This window comes from bacterium (assembly GCA_040753555.1).
In the GTDB taxonomy this organism is placed as follows: domain Bacteria; phylum UBA9089; class UBA9088; order UBA9088; family UBA9088; genus JBFLYE01.
This window is the reverse complement of the sequence record JBFMDZ010000023.1, coordinates 1-20,666: the sequence shown is the minus strand read 5'-3', so window position 1 is coordinate 20,666 and position 20,666 is coordinate 1. Positions and strand designations below refer to the sequence as shown.

Genomic DNA, 20,666 nt, shown 5'->3' with positions numbered 1-20,666 from the left:
ATATAGAACAAGATGAAAATTTAAAAAATAATGTGGAATTCAAAGAAAAAATTGAGAAAATATTTAAAGTTTTTGGTGAAGATGAAGCTATAGGGGCTATTGAAAGAGAATATATAGAGACTACAAAACTTGAGCAAGAATATACAAATTTGAGATGGGGAACCTATACAACCTTGTGTGCAATTAGTTTCGCTATAGCCGGCTATGTGCTTTCTACCCTTAACTCACTTCATATAATAGTAAAGATAATTACTCTCTTCTTTGCCTGGTTTGTGCATTTCTTTGCCACATTTTTTTATTGGTGGATGCATAAAATTAGTCATTCTCTGAGAGATTACTTGAAACAATTAGAGTCCATTTTAGGTTTTTATAAATATACTCTGCGAAGCAAAAGACCTGTTCCTGCATTGAAGATTTTCAAAAAACAGATACAATTCAAATTTCATTGGGTTGTCTATGCAATAACAATTTTATATCTAATTGGGGTAATTCTGTTTGCAATAAGATTTCAGAGTCTTATAGAAAGATAAATGAAAAAAAATATTGTCCTTATAATCCGTGATGGGTGGGGGATAAATCCCAATTTAGAGTATAATGCGGTGGTAAATGCTAAAACACCTAATATGAATACTTTTTTAAGAAAATATCTTAATACAATTTTGAAAGCCCACGGGCTCGCAGTTGGGTTGCCCGAGGGGTACCAAGGTTCTTCTGAGGTTGGGCATCTTAATATAGGTGCAGGAAGAATTGTAGAACAAGAATTAAAACGAATAAATGATGCTATGGAAGATGGCAGTTTTTTTGAGAATACCAACTTCCAAAAAACTATTGAAAATTGTAAAGCAAACAATTCTTCTCTTCATTTGATGGGACTCGTCCAAGATGAGGGCGTTCATGCTCATCAAGATCACCTATTTGCGATAATGAAACACGCTAAGGAAAAAAACCTTAAGAATTTATTTATCCATTTTTTTACAGACGGGAGAGATACTCCTCCAAGAAGCGCTCTAGAGTTCCTTATGGTGTTGAACAAGAAAATAAAAGAATGCGGGATAGGTAAGATTGCTACTTTGATAGGACGATATTATGCTATGGACAGAGGCAAAAACTATAATTTAACTACGCGAGCCTATAATGCATTAACAAAGGCAGAAGGAATTAGAGTTGGCACAGCAGAAGAGGCAATCCAAAAAGCTTATGATGAAGATAAGACACCTGATGGGACACCAATGTTTGATGAATACATTCCCCCATTTATAATAGATAACTTTCCAGGAATAAAAAATGGTGATTCAGTTATTCATTTTAATTATCGCCAAGATAGAGCTATCCAGTTAACCCAAGCTTTTATTGATAATAATTATCCTATGCAAAGATGGGAAAAACTAGATATAGTTTATTGTGGACTAACAAGATATTACGATGCTTTCCCATTTTATGTATTAGAGCCAATGAATGAAAGGGGGGGTATGGAAAATCTTTTAGGGGAGGTCATAAGCAAAAACGGATTAACACAACTTCGCATTTCTGAGAGTCAAAAGTTTAGACATGTCACCTCATTTTTTAATGGAAAACTTATTGAACCATTTTTTAATGAGAAACGAGTTGAGATTAAAAGTATGTACGATCCTGCAACATTTGCAGAACATCCAGAAATGAATGCTTACGATGTTACAAAGAGAGTAATAGAGGAGATAGATTCCAATAGGTTTAATTTTATTGTTTTAAACTTTGCTAATTGTGATATGGTGGGACATACTGGAAATTATGAATCAGCAATAAAAGCAGTAGAGATAGTAGATGAATGTGTAGGTAAGGTAGTAGAAAAAGTCTTATCGCAAAATGGTATAGCATTAGTCACCTCTGATCATGGAAACGCAGAAGAAATGATAGACTATCAAACGGGACTACCTAAAACTGCTCATACTAAAAATCCTGTAGAATTTATCTATATTGCAAATGATTATAAGAATATAAAACTTAAGCCTAAAGGTATTCTGTCTGATATAGCCCCTACAATATTAGATTTATTGGGAATAGAAAAGCCAAAAGAGATGACTAGTGAAAGCCTAATATCTTAATTTTTAGTAACTACTCAGGTTTTTTAAGTAGACAAGAAGACAAAGATTTAAAAATATGGGAAAAATTGATATTGTTTAGGATTTTGAATTTAGGATTTTATTATTTTTCGCTTGTCAGAAGGTGAGTAGATACGAGTTTTTTTTAATCCTTTCCTTTTTAGTCAAAAATTCCTTGACAGGAAAGAGATATTTGTTGTATATTTTTAATTATGTTAAAGAATCCTTTGGGAAAAATCGCAACAGGCATAGAGCTTACTATTGATTCAGTTAAGCTATGTAGGTTAAAGAAAAAGGATAAGATCTTCCTTCTTAATCTCTGTAAAAGAAAGATACATAGCGAACCTCTTCGCGATGATGAAAAGGATGCCTGGAGCAATCTAGCCATTGATGCTATAAAGAAGCTTTTATCAGAAAATAAAATAAAGGCGCATGAGGTTTATGTATCCATTCCATCATCTTCTGTTGTAATAAGATACCTGAAGCTTCCATATATGCCTCCTGAGGAGCTTCGTGAAGTAATAAGGTTTGAAGCAGAGGAGCATATTCCATTTGAGGTGGAGCAGGCATTGATGGATTTCCATATTACAAAGGATTTTATTGAGAAGGAAGAGAGGATAATGGAGGTTCTTCTTGTTGCAGCAAAGAGGGAGGTTATCCATGAATATATCCATATATTTCAAAAGGTAGGTCTTGATCCTATTTATATCAATGTTGATACATTTGGAATAGAGGATGCCTGGGAAATAGGTGAAGAGGGCTCTACAAAAGGAGAAAAGGTTGTAGCTTTGGTTGATATTGGAGGAAGGACAACTAATATAAACATTATAGAGGGCAATGCATCATCCTTTAATAGGGATATTATTGTTGGTGGAAATGATTTTACAGACAGTGTAAAGGATGAATTTGGAATAACATTTTCTGAGGCAGAAAATAAAAAGGAGGAAAAGGGAGCAATACTTTTAGGAGAAGAATATGGGACAGTAACAGATGACGAAAAGGGAAGAATATCCTATTGTTTAGAATCTGTTGCCTCAAGGCTTCTTGATGAGCTTGATAGATCATTTACCTATTATTATACCCAGCTTCCAAGCTATAAAAAGAATATTGATAAGATTATCTTAAGTGGTGGAAGCGCCAACCTTCCAAACCTGCCAGCCTTTCTTTCTCAAGGATTGGGAATAAATGTTGTTCTTACAAATCCCTTTTTAAATATAGACCTTTCAAAAGGTAATTTTAAGCCAGGTGAGATTGAAAGAAAAAAAACAGGGTTTACAGCAAGCATTGGCTTGGCACTTAGAGGATTACAATGACAATAATAAACCTTCTTCCACCAGAAATAATAGAAAAAAGAAAAAAGAGGCAACAGGGTATATTTATTGTAAGCATTGTTCTTCTTTATGCAATGATTCTTTCTGGAATAGGTTTTTATCTCAATATGAAAAAGCTTGGTCTTCAGGCTAATATTAAAAAGATAGATGAAGAAATTGCAAGTCTTCAGCCAACATTGGATAAGATTAAGCAAATAGAGGCTGAAAATGCCGAGATAAATAGAAGGCTTTCTGTAATTCAGACCCTTATAAAGGGAAGGTTTAAATGGGTAAAGGTTTTAGAAGAGGTAAGCAAGACAATAACAATAACACCAGATATCTGGCTTTCCTCACTTTCTCCAACAGAAGAAAATGGCATTTCCCTTTCTTGTTCAGGGTTTTCTAACTACTCTGTTGCAAATTTTATTGTAGTTTTAATGGAAAATCCATTCTTTAGCGATATAACCCTTAGTGCTGTTTCTTCATCAGGAAGGGAGAGTGAAGAAAAAACAGTAACCTTTGGTTTGACACTAAAATATAATCTATGAAGAAATTAACCGAGAAGCAAAAGCTATACCTAATAATTTTTCTAATTATTGGAGGTGGTGGTTTTGTCTTTTACAACAATTTTTTTAAGCCATTAAACAATGAGATAAAAAGCCTTTCTTCACAGAAAAAGGACAAAGAAACAACCCTTTCTGCAAATAGAAAAGAGGCAGCAAGGCTTCCCTTTGTTGAAGAGGAATCAAGAAGGCTTAAAATTGAGCTTTCCTATGCAGAACAGGTTCTTCCAAAAGACCTGGATGTTCCCTATCTTCTTACAACCCTAACCCGGCTTTCTGAGGAATATAAGGTTTATTTTCCAGCTTTTTCACCAGGAACTATAGAAGAAAAGGGTGACTATGCGGTATATCCCATTAACCTTTCTATTACTGGAACATTTCATAATGTAATAAAATTTATTTGTGCAATTGGAAACCTTGAAAGGCTTATTAACACAATAGACCTATCCGTAGGTGCAAGTGGTGGAGGTCAAACAACAGAAGAAAAAAAAGGGCCTGTTGATACAGTTAGTGTTCCTTTAAAGCTTGAGTCGTATATATACAGATGAAAAGTCAAAAGTCAAAAGTCAAAAGTCAAAAGTGTGGTAAGAATTTATTGAATATTCTATCACTTGTTATTTGTTGTTTGGTTATTGTTTCAGGATGCAAAAAGAAGGAAGAGGTAAAGCCTGTTGAGCCACCTGTAAGACCTGCTATTCCCGTTGAGGTTCCTCCTCCAAAATACGAGACATATCAATACCTTGATATGGGAAGGAGGGATCCATTCATTCCATTAAGAGGAGTAGGAATAGCAAAAGGGATAAGAAGTAGAGAGGTCGAAGTGGTTGAAAAGGGAACAAAGACAGAAGAATCAGAAATGGAAGGATGGACTATTTCAGGGTATATCTTTGATAAAAAGGAAAAAATGGCTATTGTTAAAACCGAGAGCGAGAATTATCTCTTTGTAGATAATAAGCTTCTTGATAAAGATGGGAATGAAATTCCTGATGTAAAAGCAAAGGTAAAGCAAAATGAAATAATTTTAACCAAAAAGGGAAAAAATGCATTTTTAAAGATGGAAGAAAAAGAAATAGAGGAGGAAAGCTATGAATAAACAAGGAGGAAATAGAATGAAGAAGATATTTCTGGTTGCATTATTAGGGTTTTTTGGGGTAGCACAAGGGTATCAATTGACAGGGATAGAAGGGTATGATGAGAATGGAAAAACAAGGGTGGTAATTGCCACAAATGATGTGCCTCAGTATAGGGCATTTGTCATCTTGAATCCACCAAGGCTTATAATTGACCTTTTAAATGCCGAAGATAGCCTTTTGAAAGAGAAGATTAAAAATAGAAGCAATGCTATTTTAGGTATTTCTTCACAGCAGAGGTTAAAGGAGCCTGTTAAGATTACAAGGGTAACAATTGCTCTAAAGCAGGTCTATCCATACCAACTCCTTTCTGATAAAAATAGCTGTTTAATTGAGATGGATACAGGTATATCAGAAAAAAAGGAGGTAAAGAAAGAGGTTAAGGAGGAACCTGTCCCTGTACCAGAAATGGGTATTCTTCCTCCTTTAGGAAAGATAGAGGAGGCTATAAAACCTAAAGAGGAAAAAATAGAGGAAGAGAAAGAGGAAGAATTATTTTCTATGAGGTTTTATGAGACAGATCTCCTTGATGTTTTAAGGGCATTATCCAAAAAGATAAAAAAGGATATTGTTTCAGGCCCTGATGTATCTGGTGTAATAACCATTGAGCTTAATAATGTGAAATGGGATCAGGCATTAAATATGATTTTAAAGCCAAATAACTTTAATTGGGTAGAGGAGGATGGAATAATTAGGGTAGACACAAAGGAAAATCTTTTAAAAACAGCTGTTAGCACAGAGGTTGTTCCTATAAACTATGATAAGGCAGAGGATATGTCAAAGAATATTGAGCCACTTTTAGACCCAGATGCAGGAGGAAAGATTGTTATAGATAAAAGGACAAATTCCTTAATAATTACAACAACATCAAAGAATTTAGAGGAAATAAAGGGTGTAATAAAAAACCTTGATTTGCCGACCCCTCAAATTATGATTGAGTCAAAGATGGTAACCATAGATTCCAATGAAACCCAGAACCTTGGGATTAGATGGGGGTTTACCCATCCATCCTCTGCACAAGATACAACAGAAGGGCTGGTTAATCTTCAACCAGGTCTTTCCTCAACAAATTTTTCTATTGGAAGGCTCTCTGAAAATACAAATCTTTTCCTTCAACTCCAAAACTTAATAACAAAGGAAAAGGCAGAGCTAATTTCTGCTCCAAAGATTGCTACATCTGATAATCAAAAGGCAAAGATAAAGGTTGGTGGAGAGGCTCCCTATGCAGAGACAACACCATCAGCAGAGGGTAGTGCGGTCGGCGTCTCTGTTAAATACATTGATATGACAACAGAGCTTGAGATAACCCCAAAGGTTAACCCTGATAAAACTGTGCTTTTAGAGCTTAAAATTTCAACAAAGGGTGGAAATCCAGAAAATACGATTGAGGTAGCAGGCGTAGGAGAACATACAGCTCCTACAAAGAGTGAGCAAGAGATTGAAACAAAGATTATAGTGCAGGATGGAGAAACAATTGTAATAGGTGGAATGATTGCTAAGGATGAGCAGGTAATAGAATATTCTGTGCCATTTTTCTCTGACCTTCCATTTATAGGAAGGGCATTTAGACATAAAAGCACAAGAGCTTCCTCAACAGGCATTCCAATGAAACGAGAGCTTCTTGTTTTCCTTACTCCACATATTCTAAATCAATGAAAGAAAGTGCAAAAGTGCTTAAAGCTCGGAAGCTCGGAAGCTCGGAAGCAAAAAAGTTTTTAGTTAACCCTTCCGCTCTTCTGCACTTCTGTTCTAAATAAGATGATGAATTTTAAAAACAGATAAACATAATGAAGAAAGGATTATTGATGATTGCCTTAATTGGCATTGTTTTTCTTGCCTATTCACAAGAAAGCTATAAAGAGCTAGATGTATTCTCTGAGGTATTTTCTTATGTAAGGCAGGCCTATGTAGACCCAGCAAAACTAGATTCAAAAGAGCTTATCTATGGGGCTATCAATGGAATGCTTCAAACCCTACAGGACCCATTTACAAGGTTTATGCCGCCGCAGGCACATAAGGAGATGGAGACAGAGCTTTCTGGGCAATTCGGCGGATTGGGGATAATAATTACAATAAAGGATAATAAGCTTGTTGTCATATCGCCCATAGAGGATACACCAGCCTATAAAATAGGTGTAAAAGCAGATGATTGGATAACCCATATTGATGGAACATCAACCGAGGGAATAACCCTGCAAGATGCAGTAAGCAAAATGAGGGGTCAACCCGGAACAAATGTTACCATTACCATTGCAAGAAGGAATGAGCCAAATCCCATTAGCTATACAATAACAAGGGATGTCATAAAGATAAAGAGCGTAAAATCGGAGATGATTGATGATAAAATAGCTTATATAAGAATTACATCGTTCAATAACAATACAATTCTTGAGTTTAATGATGCATTTAATGAAGTCTCAAAGGCAAATCCAGAATATATTGTGCTTGACTTAAGAAATAATGGTGGTGGAACCCTTCAGGCTTCGGTTGGTGTTTCGGGAAAATTTCTTGCAGGAGGCTCTCTTGTTGTCTATACAAAGGGAAGGGAGAATACACCAGAGATAAGGTATGTTGCAGAAAATTCAGAGGCAAAGGTTAAGGCAAAGATGGTTATTCTTGTAAATGGTGGAACAGCATCGGGTGCTGAAATATTAGCAGGTGCCTTAAAAGACCATAAAAAGGGAATTTTGCTTGGAAAGAAGACATTTGGAAAGGCATCTGTTCAAACAGTGTATAACCTTTCTGATGGCTCTGGGCTTGCCTTAACAACAGCCCATTACTATACACCCAATGGAAACCTTATTCATGGCAAAGGCATAGAGCCAAATATAGTTGTTGATGAGGAACAAATACCAGAGGAAAAGAGAAAAATTATTGAGAAATTTGAGGATGGAACATTAACAGAAGATTTTGTAGAAAACAATGCTACCTATACAGACAAAGAAATAGAGCAATTTATAGCAAGCCTTAAGAAAAGTGGAATAGAGATTGAGAGAAAATATATCCTTCGTGATATAGAAAAGGAGGCAAAAGAGCTAAAAGGCGAAAAACCCTCTATTATTGATAGGTATTGCGACTTACAGCTTGCAAGGGCAATTGAGATTATTAAGGCAAGAGAATTCTGGAAGGAATAATTTTTGAGTAGAAAACCATTTGTTCCCATCCTTGTTTTTTACATACTGGGGATTTCAATAAATAATCTTCCATATTCCTATCCATTCCTTCTTGTATCAATCCCTCTCTTTTTTATTTTCTTGTCTTTAAAGAATAAAACCTCTTTTGTTTTCCTTTATCTTTCAATTATTTTTTTTGGCTCTTTTTCCTGCAAGCTCCATTCTTATAAAGGAGCCTTTAATATTGCAAATTATGTTGGAGAAAAGGGGAATCTTATAGGTGTAATCATTGATTATCCTATGAGGTATCCAGAAAGGACATACCTTGTCTTAAAAGCAGAATTTTTTAATGGCAAAAAGGCAGATGGTCTTATTTCTGTAAGTGTAAAGCCTTCCAATCTCTCCCTTTCTGATAAGCTTTTTATTCCTGATATAAAGATAAAAGAGCCAAAGGAATATAAAAACCCAGGAAGGTATAACAAAAAGAAGGTGCTTGCAAGAAGGGGAATCTATTGTAGTGCATGGGCAGATAATGTTGTAGTGCTTGGAAAAGGAAAAATAAACCCCCTTTTATTACTTGCAGGAAAGATTAAAAAAAGGGCAGAAGAGATACTTTCTTTGTTTCCTCCTGAGGAAAGAGGCTTTTTGTTGGGAATTATCCTTGGAGAGAGGGTTGGGATAAGCGATTGTCTTAACAAGGCATTTGCTGACACAGGAACAATCCACATCCTCTCTGTTTCAGGGCTTCATCTTGCATTGCTTTTTGGTTTTCTTGTTATTGTATTTGGGAACATAGGAATAAAAAAGCCATATAAATTTATTTTTAGCTTGCCATTTCTCTTTTTATTTTGTCTGATAACAGGCTCATCTACTCCAACGGTTCGTTCTTTAATTATGATATGTGTATTCATTTTTTCCTTTATATTTGAAAGGGAATCTAATGCCTACAATACCCTTGCCATAGCTGCTTTTATTATCCTTCTTAAAAACCCTTATGAATTATATGATATTGGCTTCCAGCTTTCCTTTGTTGCCTGTCTTTCCCTTATCTATCTTACACCACGGCTTATAATTAGAAAGAATAAGCTGTTTTTATTTATATCAAGCTGTATCTCTGCCTCTATTGGAATAGCCCCTCTCGTCTTATTTTGGTTTTCAAGGGTATCTTTAATCTCCCCCCTCTCAAATTTTATTGTTATCCCCCTGGTTGGTGTTCTTCTTCCTTTTGGGCTTATATTTATATTTTTAGGGTTTATAAATTTATATCTGGCAAACCTTTTTGTCCTGCCCCTTTTTTTATTAACAAACCTTACAATCAAAGCAGTTCTTTATTTTTCATATATTCCAGCAAGTTCAATTAGCCTTCCCTCTCCAGGTATTCCAATTGTTATCTTCCTTTATTTCTTTATCTTTGTATTTGCAAATAGGATAAAAGCCCTTTTTATCCCGACATTGGTCATTATAAATCTAATGCTTTTGTATAATGTTTTGAAAACCCCTGTATTTGAAGCAACATTTCTTGATGTTGGATTAGGTGATTCTATATTTATAAGAAGCCCAAAGGGATGCAATATTTTAATTGATGGAGGCCCTCCTGGTATGGGAAGGTCTTGCGTCCTTCCATTTTTAAGATATAGGGGGATAGATAGGATAGATGCAATCTTTGCAACCCATTCTGATGCTGACCATATTGGAGGCTTAATTGATTGTTTAACAGAGCTTAAGGTAGGAAGGGTATTTTATAATGGCCTGGATTGTTCCTCTAAAACATATCAGGATTTTAAAGCTGTCATTAAAGAAAAGGGTTTTTCTTTGCAAAGGCTAAAAATGGGGAATAAAATTAAAGGATTAGACCTTGATATTGAGGTTTTAAACCCACCAGAAGAAATGTTTTCTGATGATAACAATAATTCATTGGTATTAAAGGTAAGCTCAAAAGACCTTTCGTTTCTCCTTCCAGGGGACATTGAAAAAGAGGCTATAACAGACATTTCTAAATATTACAAAGAAGGCTTAAACTCAACAATCCTTAAATCCCCCCATCATGGAAGGAACAAAATTCCCGAAAAATTCCTTTCCCTTGTAAAACCAGAGGTAATTATAGCAGAGGGATGGGATGCAATATCAGAGGATATTATAAGCACAAATGAATATGGAGCTATTACCATCAAGTCTTCAAAAAATGCCTTCAAAATAGAAACATACTTGAAATAATAATAGGGCTTTGTTAAAATTATTGTATGAATAAGGTAGTTATTATTATGGGCTCAAAGAATGATATGGATTTTTCAAAAAGGATTGCCTCTTTTTTAGAAAAATTTGGGGTAGAATCTTCCTTAAAAATTGCATCAGCACATAAAACACCCCTAAAATGCCTTGAAATTATTAAGGAATATGAGGATGTTGTTTTTATTACAGTCGCTGGAAGAAGCAATGCTCTGTCAGGATTTGTTGATTTTCAAACGATCTATCCTGTTATAGCCTGCCCTCCAAACCCAGAATGGTTTGATATATTTTCAAGTATAAGGATGTCATCCTCTGTTGCATCAATGTTTGTTTTAGAGCCAGAGAATGCAGGCCTTGCTGCCCTTAAAATATTAGGTCTTAAAGACAAAGAAATCCAAAAGAAGATAGAGGATTACCAAAACCAAATAAGGGAATCTATTGATGGGTAGTGTAAAGGATATAGGGGTATTAGAAGAGCCAACAGCCACTAAATGCGGAAGAGCAAGGTTTGTATTCTCCGATAGATACTCTGTCTTTGATTGGGGAGAAATGCCAGACCTTATTCCACAAAAAGGGGCATCAATCGCAATCCTTTCATCATATTTCTTTGAAAAATGCCAAAGCAAAGGAATTAAAACCCATTATATAGGTCTTGTAGAAGATGATAAAATAAAAGGTCTTTCCTCTATAAAAAAGCCAACAAATACAATGGAGGTTAGACTATTAAGGGTTTTAAAGCCAGCCTTTAAGGATGGGCATTATGATTACTCAATATATCAAAGGGAAAAGGCATCCTTTTTAATCCCACTTGAGATAATTTACAGGAATTACTTAAAAGGAAAAAAATTAGAAGGGCCAATGTTTGATGTTTCTACAAAGCTTGAAGCAACAGATAGATACCTAATGTTAAATGAAGCAGAAAAAATTGCAGGTTTAAGCAAGGAAGAGATGGACGAATTAAAGAAAATTACTTTTAATCTTAATTCTCTTATAACAGGGGAATTACAAAGGATAGGCTTAATAAACGAGGATGGGAAAATAGAATTTGGTTTTGATGAGGCTTCCAATTTTATTGTGGTTGATGTTTTTGGGACATTGGATGAATGCCGTTTTAGCTATGAAGGCATTCCAGTAAGCAAGGAGATAGCAAGAATCTATTACAGAAGAACCCCTTGGTATAAGACATTGGAGGAGGCAAAAAACAAGGATAGGCAAAATTTTAAAGAGATATGCACATTAAAACCAGAACCCCTTCCAGAGAGATTGAAATTGTTAATCTCACAAATCTATTGTGCTTGTTGCAATGAAATTACAAAAAAGGAATGGTTTCCTGCCCCTCCTTTAAAAGAGGCAATAAAGGAAATAAAAGAATTTATATGAACGATTATATCCTTGTTCTTACAACAACACCTACAAAAGAAGATGGTAAGAAAATAGGAGAAATCCTTATAAAAGAAAAAAAGGCAGCCTGCGTAAGCATTATTTCAAATCTCTCCTCAATCTTTTTCTGGGAAGAAAAGATAGAATTTGCAAATGAGGCACAATTGTTTATAAAGACAAAAAAGGATGTTTTGGATGATGTAATTTCTCTTATAAAAAGCAATCATCCATATTGTATTCCTGAAATAATTGCCCTGCCTATAATTAATGGCTCTTCTTCCTACCTTGAGTGGATAGATAAGAGCCTAAAATAAAAGGGAAAATCTTAAGTTTATCTTAAATAACACAAAACAAAATTCTTGAAATCCAATGATTTTTAGTATATAATAAATGTATGGCTTTATCTGGTATTGAGATATTTAAGCATCTTCCTAAAACAAATTGTAAGGAATGCGGTTTTCCAACCTGCCTTGCATTTGCAATGCAGCTTGCATCTAGTAAGGTTGAGGTCTCTAAATGCCCATATGTAAAAGATGAGACAAAGGCATTTTTGGAAGAAAGCCAGGCTCCGCCAATAAGAAAGGTAATTATTGGTGATAATTTTGCCATAGGAGAGGAGACTGTATTCTTTCGCCATGAAAAGACATTTGTTCATCCCCCTGCGATTTGCATTTTGATAAAGGATGAAGAGCCTAAAAGCATCTGGGAGAAAAAAATAGCCTCCTTTAACAACCTAAAATTTGAAAGAATAGGGTTTATGTTAAAAGCAAACCTTTTATTCCTTGAAAATTCATCAAATTTAAAGGCAAAATTTTTAGAGCTTGTTTCTTATGTAATGAAAGAATCAAATGGTCTTCTTTGCCTTTCATCAGAAAATATGGATGCCTTAAAAGCCGCAATTGAAATGACAAAAGAAAGAAAACCCCTTCTTTATTCTGCAAACCAAAGCAATATAGATGAAATAGCAAGTATTGCAAAGGAATATAACCTTCCTATTGTTGCAAAAGGAGAAGATTTAGAAAGCCTTTCATCTTTAACTGAAAAGCTCATTTCCCTTGGAATAAAAGATATTATCCTTGACTCAAGCCCAAAGACAATAAAGGAGGCATTTTATCATCAAATATTTATAAGAAGGCAGGCACTTATTTCAAAATTTAGACCACTTGGATTTCCAACAATTGTTTTTCCAGCTAAATTAACAAATGACCCAATGAAAGAGGCATTATATGCGGCAACATTTATCGTAAAATATGGGGGGCTAATTGTTTTATCAGACCTTGCAGGAGAATCATTATTCCCCCTTCTTGTTTTATCTTTAAATATCTATACAGACCCGCAAAGGCCAATGGCAATTGAGGAGAAAATTTATGAGATAAATGGGCCTAATGAGAAATCGCCTATTTGCATTACAACAAATTTCTCTCTTACATACTTTATTGTCCAGGGTGAGATAGATGCCTCAAAGGTTCCAACATACCTTATGATTATGGATACAGGGGGGCTTTCAACCCTGACCTCATGGTCTGCTGGAAAATTTAATGGTGAGCTTATATCAGCTTATGTAAAGAAAAGCAAAATAGAGGAAAAAGTTTCTCATAGAAAGATAATAATCCCAGGCTATGTTGCAGGAATAAAGGGTGAGATTGAGGAGGAATTAAAAACCTGGGAGGTAATTGTAGGTCCTAGGGAAGCATCCGACATTCCCATTTTTCTTCAGAAATTCAAAACCTAAAAGGGGTAAATTTGGCACACACTTACTAAAAAGGCTTTTCTCCTAAACTTTTTAATCCAGAAATAGCCCTTTCACATTCAGGGTCTGCCTCAAGGGCTTTTTTATACTCTATCTTTGCCTCTTTGAACATCCCCTCCCTCTGATATGTTTGAGCCAGATTGCAATGGCTATCTACTGAATATGGGTTTAACTCAATTGCCTTTTTGTAATTTTCAATAACCTTATCCATAGAGCCTCCCTCAAGGTAATAGGATATGGCAAGAACCGTATATCCTATATCAGAATTTGGATTTACAAAGATAAGCTTTTTTGCTATATCCATTGTCTTTGAAATCCAGATTTTTGTATCTTTTCCCTGTTGGGCTGCAGAAAGATAAAGGCTATTTAGCTCCTGAAGGTATTGGACATCATAGGGGTATACCCTTAAAACATCCTCAGCTGCCTTAATTACATCCTCCAAAGGCTTTTTATCCCTTATATCGTATACAACCCTATATAGCATATCTGCCCGATATGGCTTGCTAAGAAAGAAAAGAAAAATCATTGTAATTATGGATATTAAAAAAACAAAGAAGATCTTGCTTTGAGGAATCTTCAAGGAAATTGGCTTCTTTTGTTGTTTTGGTTTGTAAAAAATGGCAATTGAGCCGGTTAAAACCCAAAACAATAATGATGTTGGATGGACACCAAAGGCAAATTGATTTGAGGCAATATAAGAAAGCCATGATAGGCCAATTCCAGCTATTAGCCATTTATCCTGGAATGTAAGCAATGCCTTAATGCTAAGAATAACAAAAACAAGAAGAATCCAAAGATATGCTAATAACCCCAAAATACCCCTTGTTGCTAAAATATCCAAAAATTCATTGTGTGTGCTTTCAGCTGTAGCATATACCCCTACCTTTTTCACAGTATCAAGGGTTCTATACTTTGGATATGAAATTGGCATTGTATCTGGACCTGTTCCAAATAATGGCTTTTTTAAAACATTCCTTAAAACATCCCTCCAAATAGCAAGCCTTACTCCCGCAGAGCCTTTTATTTCAATTTGAGCATTAGCTGCCTTAGAAACCTCTCCAAAGAACCTTCCAATGATTGAATTTAGCGAGAAATTTGAAAAAATTGTTATTATCGCAATAATTATGAGGCTTATTAAGAATTTTTTATCCATTTTTCTTAAAAATAGAAATATAATAACAAATACAAGGTATGAAAAGATAAAACCCAAGAAAGGGCCCCTGCTTTGTGCCATAAATGATGATATGTAAATTATAGATGAAGCTATAAGGAAAAACCAAGAGGTAATGCCTTTGTAATAAAAATAAAGGGAGAGGGTTATAAAGAATGACATAATAAGATAGGTAGCAGCAAAGATAGGGTTTCCCATAAATGAGATAACCCTTCCACCTCCCGTCCTTTCTGGAAAGAAAAAATCCATGCCATAGTATTGGAATACTGCGTATATTCCCGAAATTATTCCAACAATAGCAATCAGGGTAATAATTTTCTTTAAATAGGAAATATCGCAAAGGTGGATGAAGGACAGGGCAATGATAATGTAGCTTATCTGTGTAAGAAGGCCATCGTATCGCTTGTAAAAGCCAAATAGACTAATTATTGGAGCATCTGATGTAATGGTTGAGGTAATATTAACAAGAAGCCAAAGGAGGATTGGAAGGTTAAGGGGGTTTTTAAAAAATTCACATTTTCCTTTTAAAACAATAAGAGAAATCCATAAGGAAAGAATAATAAAGGCAAAAACCCAAAGCCCTGATGCCTTGCTTATATCGTATATGCCAACAATATTTTTGTCAAAATACAGGGAGATAATAACCAAAGAGCTTGCAAGGATAACCTTTATTGCTTTTTCTAAATAGTTTATCATCTCAAGTTTAAATTTAGCCCAAAATCTCCTTTGGTATTTACTCTAAAATCCAAATTTATACAATGAAGGGCTTTCATTATAAGAAGTTCAATATAATCCTCTCCGCCATTATATCCGTTAAGCTTAAATGAAAAATCTTCGCTTTTTTTAAACAAAATAGATGATGCTATAACATCCTCACCCTTTTCCAATATTTCCCAAAATAGGTCTATCCCATATTTTTCCCCTTGAAACCCCATATTTAAGGAGGTATTAACCCTATCATTTTTATACCTTCCATCAAAGATAAAAAAAAACCTTCCTTTGGACATAGAAAATAAAAACATTATATTATCAAATTTTTTTCTTTCTAAAAGAAATTCTCCCTCAATGCTTCCCATTACATTAGAAAAATAGCTCTCTTTCAGAAAGAGAATTTTATCGTTTTTTTCCTTTAGGTATCCAAGATCAAGCTTTATATTCTTATTTGACATAAGCCTTATATTGGAAAAGGATGAGATGGAATAACTACCCCCATCTTTTAGTTTAAAATCAAAGGTTTGGAGGCAGGGAGTATTTCCTATTTTAATTTGCTTTGAAATCTTTGGATTTATGGTAAAATTTTGGGTATAGGTATCTCTTTTAACATTTTCTCCTGAAATATTAAGGCTTGCTATAGCTCCTTTAATATTCCTTCCTGAAAAGAATAAATTTCCTTTTGGAAGATATTCTGTTTTTCTTGAAAAATAATCATTTTCTTCAAAAATAAGCCTTGCTGATTGAGAAAACCCTGATTTTTCTAACATAAAATAGCTTCTTGTATAATCTTTTATATCACCCTTAAGATAATCATATGATGCAAGAGCATCAGAGGATTTTTCTATTTTTATACATCCCTGCCCCTTTTTATAGAAGCCCTCCAAAATGTAGTTCTCTTTATTGCAATAGCCAAGAAAAGATTGGCTCTCCATTCCAAATCCAGCCCCCTTTTTTTGATAATAATCAAGAAGAAACCCTATCTTTTTTTCTTGAAAGAAATAATTATACCTTGTCTTTACAAAAAAACCAAGAGAATCAGACCTTCCAAATCCAATGCTATATGGAGAATCCTTATCTCTCAAAGGATACGAATAGAAAGGAATATATAAAATTGGAAAATTTCCTATCCTTAAGGTAATATTGGAGGCTTTTACAATCTTTGGACCTATTGTAATATTCTTTGAGGTAAGCCGATAATGGGGGTTTTTATTAGAGCAGGTGCTAAACCATCCCTGTTCTATCACTATCCTATCTTTTTCTTTCTTAATCTTTTTCCCAAAGAATTGAAGGTTTTCTGTAGAGAGATAACAAGAGGAACATAAAATTTCATCATTCTTTATTTCAATAGCATCTGATGTCATTTTTATATCCTCAAAAATAAGGGTTGTCTTTGAAGAGGCATAAATTGAACCATCCTTGTATTCAATTCTTTCTCCTTCAATAAGAAGCTCTTTGGAAAAGATGGGTAAAGAAAGGAGGAGGAAGAAAAATATCACTTAATTGATAAGCTTAAGCATAGACCTTACTGCCTCTTGAATGCCAACCAGGGATGCTTTGGCAATAATTGAATGGCCAATATTGAGCTCTTCTATTTGGGAAATCTTGGAAATCCTTGTAACATTTTGGTAATTTAAGCCATGACCTGCATAGACAGAAAGACCTAGCTTTCTTCCAAGCTCTGCAGAAATCCTTATCCTCTCAAGCTCATCCTTTATTTCATCTTGACTTTTTGCATTTGCATACATCCCTGTATGAATTTCTATGGCGTCTGCCTTGCATTTGTTTACAGATTTTATCTGGTCAACATCGGGGTCTATAAAGAGGCTTACACTTATCCCACTTTCCTTAAGAATGCTAATTAAAGGCTTTATAAAATCAAATCCAGAGATAACATCAAGACCTCCCTCTGTCGTAAGCTCCTGCCTCCTTTCAGGGACAAAGGTTACATAATCTGGTCTTAAGGATTTTGCAAATTTTACCATCTCGTCCGTTGCTGCCATTTCAAGATTAAACTTTCCCCTTACTACCTCTCTTAAAATCCTGCAATCCCTCTCTTGAATATGCCTCCTATCCTCCCTAAGATGAACAACAATTCCATCAGCACCTGCCAATTCTGCTAATATTGCAGCAGATACAGGGTCTGGCTCAAAACCTTTCCTTGCCTCCCTAAGGGTTGCAATATGGTCTACATTTACACCAAGCCTTACCATTCCTTAAACCCTCCTAAATAAAATTCCTCTTTTTGCCTCATTTCTTTTGAATGATTATAACCCAAAATATGGAGCAAGCCATGAATAAGGAGAACACTAATTTCGCTAATAAAAGAAATTCCATATTCAATTGCTTGTCTCTTTGCTGTATCTGTTGAAATAATGACCTCTCCCATAGATTCGTTTAATTGAAAAGATAAAACATCTGTTGGCTTGTCCTTTCCTAAAAACCTTTTATTTAATTCTTTTATCTCATTATCATCTACAAAAGCAATACTTAATTCGCCCACCTTTCCTTCTTTCTCAAAAACCTCCTTTGCTATTGCCTTTATTCGTCTAATTGGAAGCCTTATTTTTTGTCTATTAGCTACATCAACCAATAGCCTTTGTTTCATCATCAGCATCCTTTGCGTGAAATAGGGTGATAAGAATATTTATAAAGCTTTCCTCTATAATCTTTAGCTCCTTAATTGTAAGGGGTGCTTCACAAAGCTCTTGTGAATACATTTTTTCATCTATTACCTCTTTTACAATGGATTTTATTGCATCTGGCGATGGCTTCTCATATGCCCTTATTTTTTCATCAATTAAGGAGGCAAGCATAACAATGGCAGATTCCTTTGTATTTGGTAAAGGACCTGGGTATCTCTCATCACCAATCTTTGATGTTCCATGATGGGATTGAATTATCTCTATAATTTCAGATGGAAGATGCTTTATCTTTGCAATGCTTACACCCCTTTCAATATGGGATTTTAAAATAGCAGGAGACGAAATTTCCTTTCTCTCCTTCTGATTTTCAGGAAAGTATTCGGGGTTGAAAATTTTTCCAATATCGTGATAATAGCTTCCTGTCCTTGCAAGGATAGGATTTGCACCAATGCACAAAGCAGCATCCTCTGCTAAGGTTCCTGTAATAAGTGAATGATGGTATGTTCCAGGTGCCTCCAGAAACAAATCCCTTAAAAGGGGAATATTAAGGTCAGAAAGCTCAAGGAGCTTAAAGTTTGTAGAAAAGAAAAGCTCTAATACATAAAGGGTTGATATGGTTAGAAAATAGACAATAATTGCATTGGAAAAAGAAAAAATAATCTTTGCCCTTAATGGCTCTTCTAAAAGAAATAGACTTAATAAGATATTAAAAAAGAAAATGCCCAAGCAAACTTTAATAAGGTCAGCCCTTTTTCTTGCTAGAGAAAGGAGGAATATAGAAAAAAGCCCAGAGTTTAAAAAGAGTAAAAGAACATTAAGCTCCAATCCAAATATAAAGGAGATAAGGATGCTTAAAATAAATGTAAGGAACAAAGAAAGAAGCGATGAAGATAACAATGCCACTATAATTGAAAAAGAGGAAAATGGAAGATACATCCAGAAATCTGGCATCCATATTGTAAGGCATTTTGCAAAGGCAATTATAAAAAAGGAAATAAAAGAAAAAGCCATAATTTTCTCTTCCTTCAAATCCCTTTGATATTTAAAAATGAAAGCAATGATGAAGAAAATGAAAAGAAGAAAGATAATAATAAATCTATAAATGGTTTTGTTGCTTATCCCCTTTGAAATTTCAGAAATTGCCTTAAACTTTGCCTCAGTTAGCCCATCTATTACCTCTCCTTCAGAGGCTATTATATCCCCCTTTTTCACAAAGACCATTATCGGCTCTATCTCTTTGTTTTCCTTAATTCTTTTCCTTGTTGCATCCTTATCAAAATAGAGGTTTGGAATAAGGTAAGATGATGCTATTTTCCAGGAAAGCTCATCAATATTTGTTGGTTGTTTTGAAAGAATTTTTAGCTCCTTCAAATTAGAATTTTTTATTTTGCTTTCTGTAAGGAGATTTTCAACTAGGGTAATTGTTCCTTTCTCCTTTTTTTTCCTTGTAATTTCTATTTCTTTCTCTATTACACCATCTGGAAGAATGCCCTTCTCAAGGCAGATATTCATCATATTCTTTATATTTTCTTCTATCTCAATAAATACATTTTTATCAGCTGATGCAATAAGCTTTATCTCTTCTGATGAAAGATTGGGAAGGAGCTTTTTTATTTTCTCCTCTTTTCTTTCTCCTCCCTTCTTTCTTATATCCTCTATCTTTGAAAAAAGCTTCGTAGTATCTTCAAGCAATTTTAAAGAGGTTGTAAGATCAAAGGAGTAGGAAGGCAAAATTCTTGATTGCTCATCTTTTATTTTTTCCTCTGTCCTTTCTTTGTCTATTATTGAAAAATCATAAGGTGCTATATAAGTTTCCTTGCTAATTTTCCCCTTTTTTTGCTTAAGTGGAATACTTGCTTGTGGCATAAGAAGAAAGAAGGATAAAATTATTATCAAAGCTATTATCAAAAAGCGATAGACCCTTTTAATATCCACAAGATGATTATACCTTTAAAAATTTAAGAAATCAAGTAAAAATATGTTTTGTTATAATATCAATATTGCAAGGAATGCTTTCTGGTATGTTTACTGTTTTCATCACCAATTCGGGATCCTTTAATCCATGCCCTGTTAATATACAGGTGGCTATTTTTCCCTTTTCAAGAAAACCCATTTTTGAAAGATAAAGCAAGCCTGCAATAGATGCCGCAGATGCTGGCTCTACAAATATGCCCTCTTTTGCAATAAGCTTATATGCATCCAAAATCTCATCGTCAGAGACCTTTTCTATTATTCCCTTTGATTCACTTATTGCCTCCTTTGCCTTCTTCCATGAGGCAGGGTTTCCTATTCTAATCGCTGTGGCAATGGTCTTTGGTTCTTTTATAATTCTATTTTCTACAATGGGTGCGGCACCAGAGGCTTGAAATCCACACATCACAGGAAGGCTATCTATTATTCCCCTCTCTTTATACTCCTTATATCCCTTCCAATATGCGGTAATATTTCCTGCATTTCCAACAGGGATAATGTTGTAATCTGGAGCTTTCTTTAATGTATCACATATCTCAAATGCGGCTGTCTTCTGGCCTTCTATCCTATATGGATTTATTGAATTAACAAGGCAAATCGGGTATTTTTTGCTCAATT

General features: G+C 34.7%; 19 protein-coding genes. 13 read left to right on the top strand and 6 right to left on the bottom strand.

Features of this window, described 5'->3' with window-relative positions; all coding sequences use genetic code 11:
- From AB1630_03535 to acsC, 13 genes are all read left to right on the top strand, one after another.
- The coding region (locus AB1630_03535) for a hypothetical protein (GenBank protein ID MEW6102881.1) at nt 1-530 on the top strand (530 nt) is incomplete at its 5' end.
- Nucleotides 531-2,081 (top strand): 2,3-bisphosphoglycerate-independent phosphoglycerate mutase, encoded by a 1,551-nt coding sequence (gene gpmI / locus AB1630_03530; protein ID MEW6102880.1) that lies wholly within the window; start codon nt 531-533, stop codon nt 2,079-2,081.
- 209 nt (nt 2,082-2,290) lie between these two features.
- On the top strand, nt 2,291-3,391 hold the full coding sequence (gene pilM / locus AB1630_03525) for a type IV pilus assembly protein PilM (GenBank protein ID MEW6102879.1): 1,101 nt from the start codon (nt 2,291-2,293) through the stop codon (nt 3,389-3,391).
- Nucleotides 3,388-3,936, top strand: a complete 549-nt coding sequence (locus tag AB1630_03520; protein MEW6102878.1) for a PilN domain-containing protein — start codon at nt 3,388-3,390, stop codon at nt 3,934-3,936. Before pilM ends, AB1630_03520 begins: the two co-directional genes overlap by 4 nt.
- Nucleotides 3,933-4,499 (top strand): type 4a pilus biogenesis protein PilO, encoded by a 567-nt coding sequence (gene pilO, locus AB1630_03515; GenBank protein ID MEW6102877.1) that lies wholly within the window; start codon nt 3,933-3,935, stop codon nt 4,497-4,499. The genes AB1630_03520 and pilO overlap by 4 nt, the downstream gene beginning before the upstream one ends.
- Before the next feature lie 47 nt (nt 4,500-4,546).
- A complete protein-coding gene (locus AB1630_03510) occupies nt 4,547-5,044 on the top strand; it encodes a hypothetical protein (protein MEW6102876.1) in 498 nt (165 codons plus the stop codon).
- Nucleotides 5,037-6,737 carry a secretin N-terminal domain-containing protein gene (locus tag AB1630_03505; protein MEW6102875.1) on the top strand — a complete coding sequence of 567 codons (1,701 nt, stop codon included), beginning with the start codon at nt 5,037-5,039 and terminating at the stop codon, nt 6,735-6,737. Before AB1630_03510 ends, AB1630_03505 begins: the two co-directional genes overlap by 8 nt.
- 131 nt (nt 6,738-6,868) lie before the next feature.
- Complete coding sequence (locus tag AB1630_03500) at nt 6,869-8,215, top strand: S41 family peptidase (GenBank protein MEW6102874.1); 1,347 nt, start codon at nt 6,869-6,871, stop codon at nt 8,213-8,215.
- A 3-nt stretch (nt 8,216-8,218) separates the two neighbouring features.
- Nucleotides 8,219-10,408: a DNA internalization-related competence protein ComEC/Rec2 gene (locus tag AB1630_03495; GenBank protein ID MEW6102873.1), complete on the top strand. Its 2,190-nt coding sequence runs from the start codon at nt 8,219-8,221 to the stop codon at nt 10,406-10,408.
- Nucleotides 10,409-10,434: 26 nt separating this feature from the next.
- Nucleotides 10,435-10,869 carry an AIR carboxylase family protein gene (locus AB1630_03490; GenBank protein ID MEW6102872.1) on the top strand — a complete coding sequence of 145 codons (435 nt, stop codon included), beginning with the start codon at nt 10,435-10,437 and terminating at the stop codon, nt 10,867-10,869.
- A complete protein-coding gene (locus tag AB1630_03485; GenBank protein ID MEW6102871.1) occupies nt 10,862-11,800 on the top strand; it encodes a phosphoribosylaminoimidazolesuccinocarboxamide synthase in 939 nt (312 codons plus the stop codon). Before AB1630_03490 ends, AB1630_03485 begins: the two co-directional genes overlap by 8 nt.
- On the top strand, nt 11,797-12,114 hold the full coding sequence (gene cutA / locus AB1630_03480; protein ID MEW6102870.1) for a divalent-cation tolerance protein CutA: 318 nt from the start codon (nt 11,797-11,799) through the stop codon (nt 12,112-12,114). Before AB1630_03485 ends, cutA begins: the two co-directional genes overlap by 4 nt.
- Before the next feature lie 80 nt (nt 12,115-12,194).
- A complete protein-coding gene (gene acsC / locus AB1630_03475; GenBank protein MEW6102869.1) occupies nt 12,195-13,532 on the top strand; it encodes an acetyl-CoA decarbonylase/synthase complex subunit gamma in 1,338 nt (445 codons plus the stop codon).
- A gap of 25 nt (nt 13,533-13,557) precedes the next feature.
- On the opposite strand, the gene AB1630_03470 is transcribed toward acsC, so the two are convergent.
- The 6 genes from AB1630_03470 to AB1630_03445 all read right to left on the bottom strand — a co-directional run.
- Nucleotides 13,558-15,417 (bottom strand): O-antigen ligase family protein, encoded by a 1,860-nt coding sequence (locus AB1630_03470; protein MEW6102868.1) that lies wholly within the window; start codon nt 15,415-15,417, stop codon nt 13,558-13,560.
- Entirely contained in the window at nt 15,414-16,931 is a 1,518-nt protein-coding gene (locus tag AB1630_03465) for a hypothetical protein (GenBank protein ID MEW6102867.1), read from the bottom strand. Before AB1630_03465 ends, AB1630_03470 begins: the two co-directional genes overlap by 4 nt.
- Nucleotides 16,932-17,645, bottom strand: a complete 714-nt coding sequence (locus tag AB1630_03460; protein ID MEW6102866.1) for a pyridoxine 5'-phosphate synthase — start codon at nt 17,643-17,645, stop codon at nt 16,932-16,934. It lies immediately after the preceding gene.
- On the bottom strand, nt 17,639-18,043 hold the full coding sequence (gene ybeY, locus AB1630_03455) for an rRNA maturation RNase YbeY (protein ID MEW6102865.1): 405 nt from the start codon (nt 18,041-18,043) through the stop codon (nt 17,639-17,641). Before ybeY ends, AB1630_03460 begins: the two co-directional genes overlap by 7 nt.
- Nucleotides 18,018-20,012, bottom strand: coding sequence for an HDIG domain-containing metalloprotein (locus tag AB1630_03450; GenBank protein ID MEW6102864.1), 1,995 nt, complete (start codon nt 20,010-20,012; stop codon nt 18,018-18,020). Before AB1630_03450 ends, ybeY begins: the two co-directional genes overlap by 26 nt.
- 31 nt (nt 20,013-20,043) lie before the next feature.
- On the bottom strand, nt 20,044-20,666 hold a 623-nt coding region (locus tag AB1630_03445; protein ID MEW6102863.1), incomplete at its 5' end, for a pyridoxal-phosphate dependent enzyme.

Excerpts from the sequence above, each read along its gene's own strand:
- gpmI (MEW6102880.1), top strand. The coding sequence starts at position 531 with ATGAAAAAAAATATTGTCCTTATAATCCGTGATGGGTGGGGGATAAAT.
- pilM (MEW6102879.1), top strand. The coding sequence starts at position 2,291 with ATGTTAAAGAATCCTTTGGGAAAAATCGCAACAGGCATAGAGCTTACT.
- AB1630_03520 (MEW6102878.1), top strand. The coding sequence starts at position 3,388 with ATGACAATAATAAACCTTCTTCCACCAGAAATAATAGAAAAAAGAAAA.
- pilO (MEW6102877.1), top strand. The coding sequence starts at position 3,933 with ATGAAGAAATTAACCGAGAAGCAAAAGCTATACCTAATAATTTTTCTA.
- AB1630_03505 (MEW6102875.1), top strand. The coding sequence starts at position 5,037 with ATGAATAAACAAGGAGGAAATAGAATGAAGAAGATATTTCTGGTTGCA.
- AB1630_03500 (MEW6102874.1), top strand. The coding sequence starts at position 6,869 with ATGAAGAAAGGATTATTGATGATTGCCTTAATTGGCATTGTTTTTCTT.
- AB1630_03490 (MEW6102872.1), top strand. The coding sequence starts at position 10,435 with ATGAATAAGGTAGTTATTATTATGGGCTCAAAGAATGATATGGATTTT.
- AB1630_03485 (MEW6102871.1), top strand. The coding sequence starts at position 10,862 with ATGGGTAGTGTAAAGGATATAGGGGTATTAGAAGAGCCAACAGCCACT.
- cutA (MEW6102870.1), top strand. The coding sequence starts at position 11,797 with ATGAACGATTATATCCTTGTTCTTACAACAACACCTACAAAAGAAGAT.
- acsC (MEW6102869.1), top strand. The coding sequence starts at position 12,195 with ATGGCTTTATCTGGTATTGAGATATTTAAGCATCTTCCTAAAACAAAT.
- AB1630_03470 (MEW6102868.1), bottom strand. The coding sequence starts at position 15,417 with ATGATAAACTATTTAGAAAAAGCAATAAAGGTTATCCTTGCAAGCTCT.
- AB1630_03460 (MEW6102866.1), bottom strand. The coding sequence starts at position 17,645 with ATGGTAAGGCTTGGTGTAAATGTAGACCATATTGCAACCCTTAGGGAG.
- ybeY (MEW6102865.1), bottom strand. The coding sequence starts at position 18,043 with ATGATGAAACAAAGGCTATTGGTTGATGTAGCTAATAGACAAAAAATA.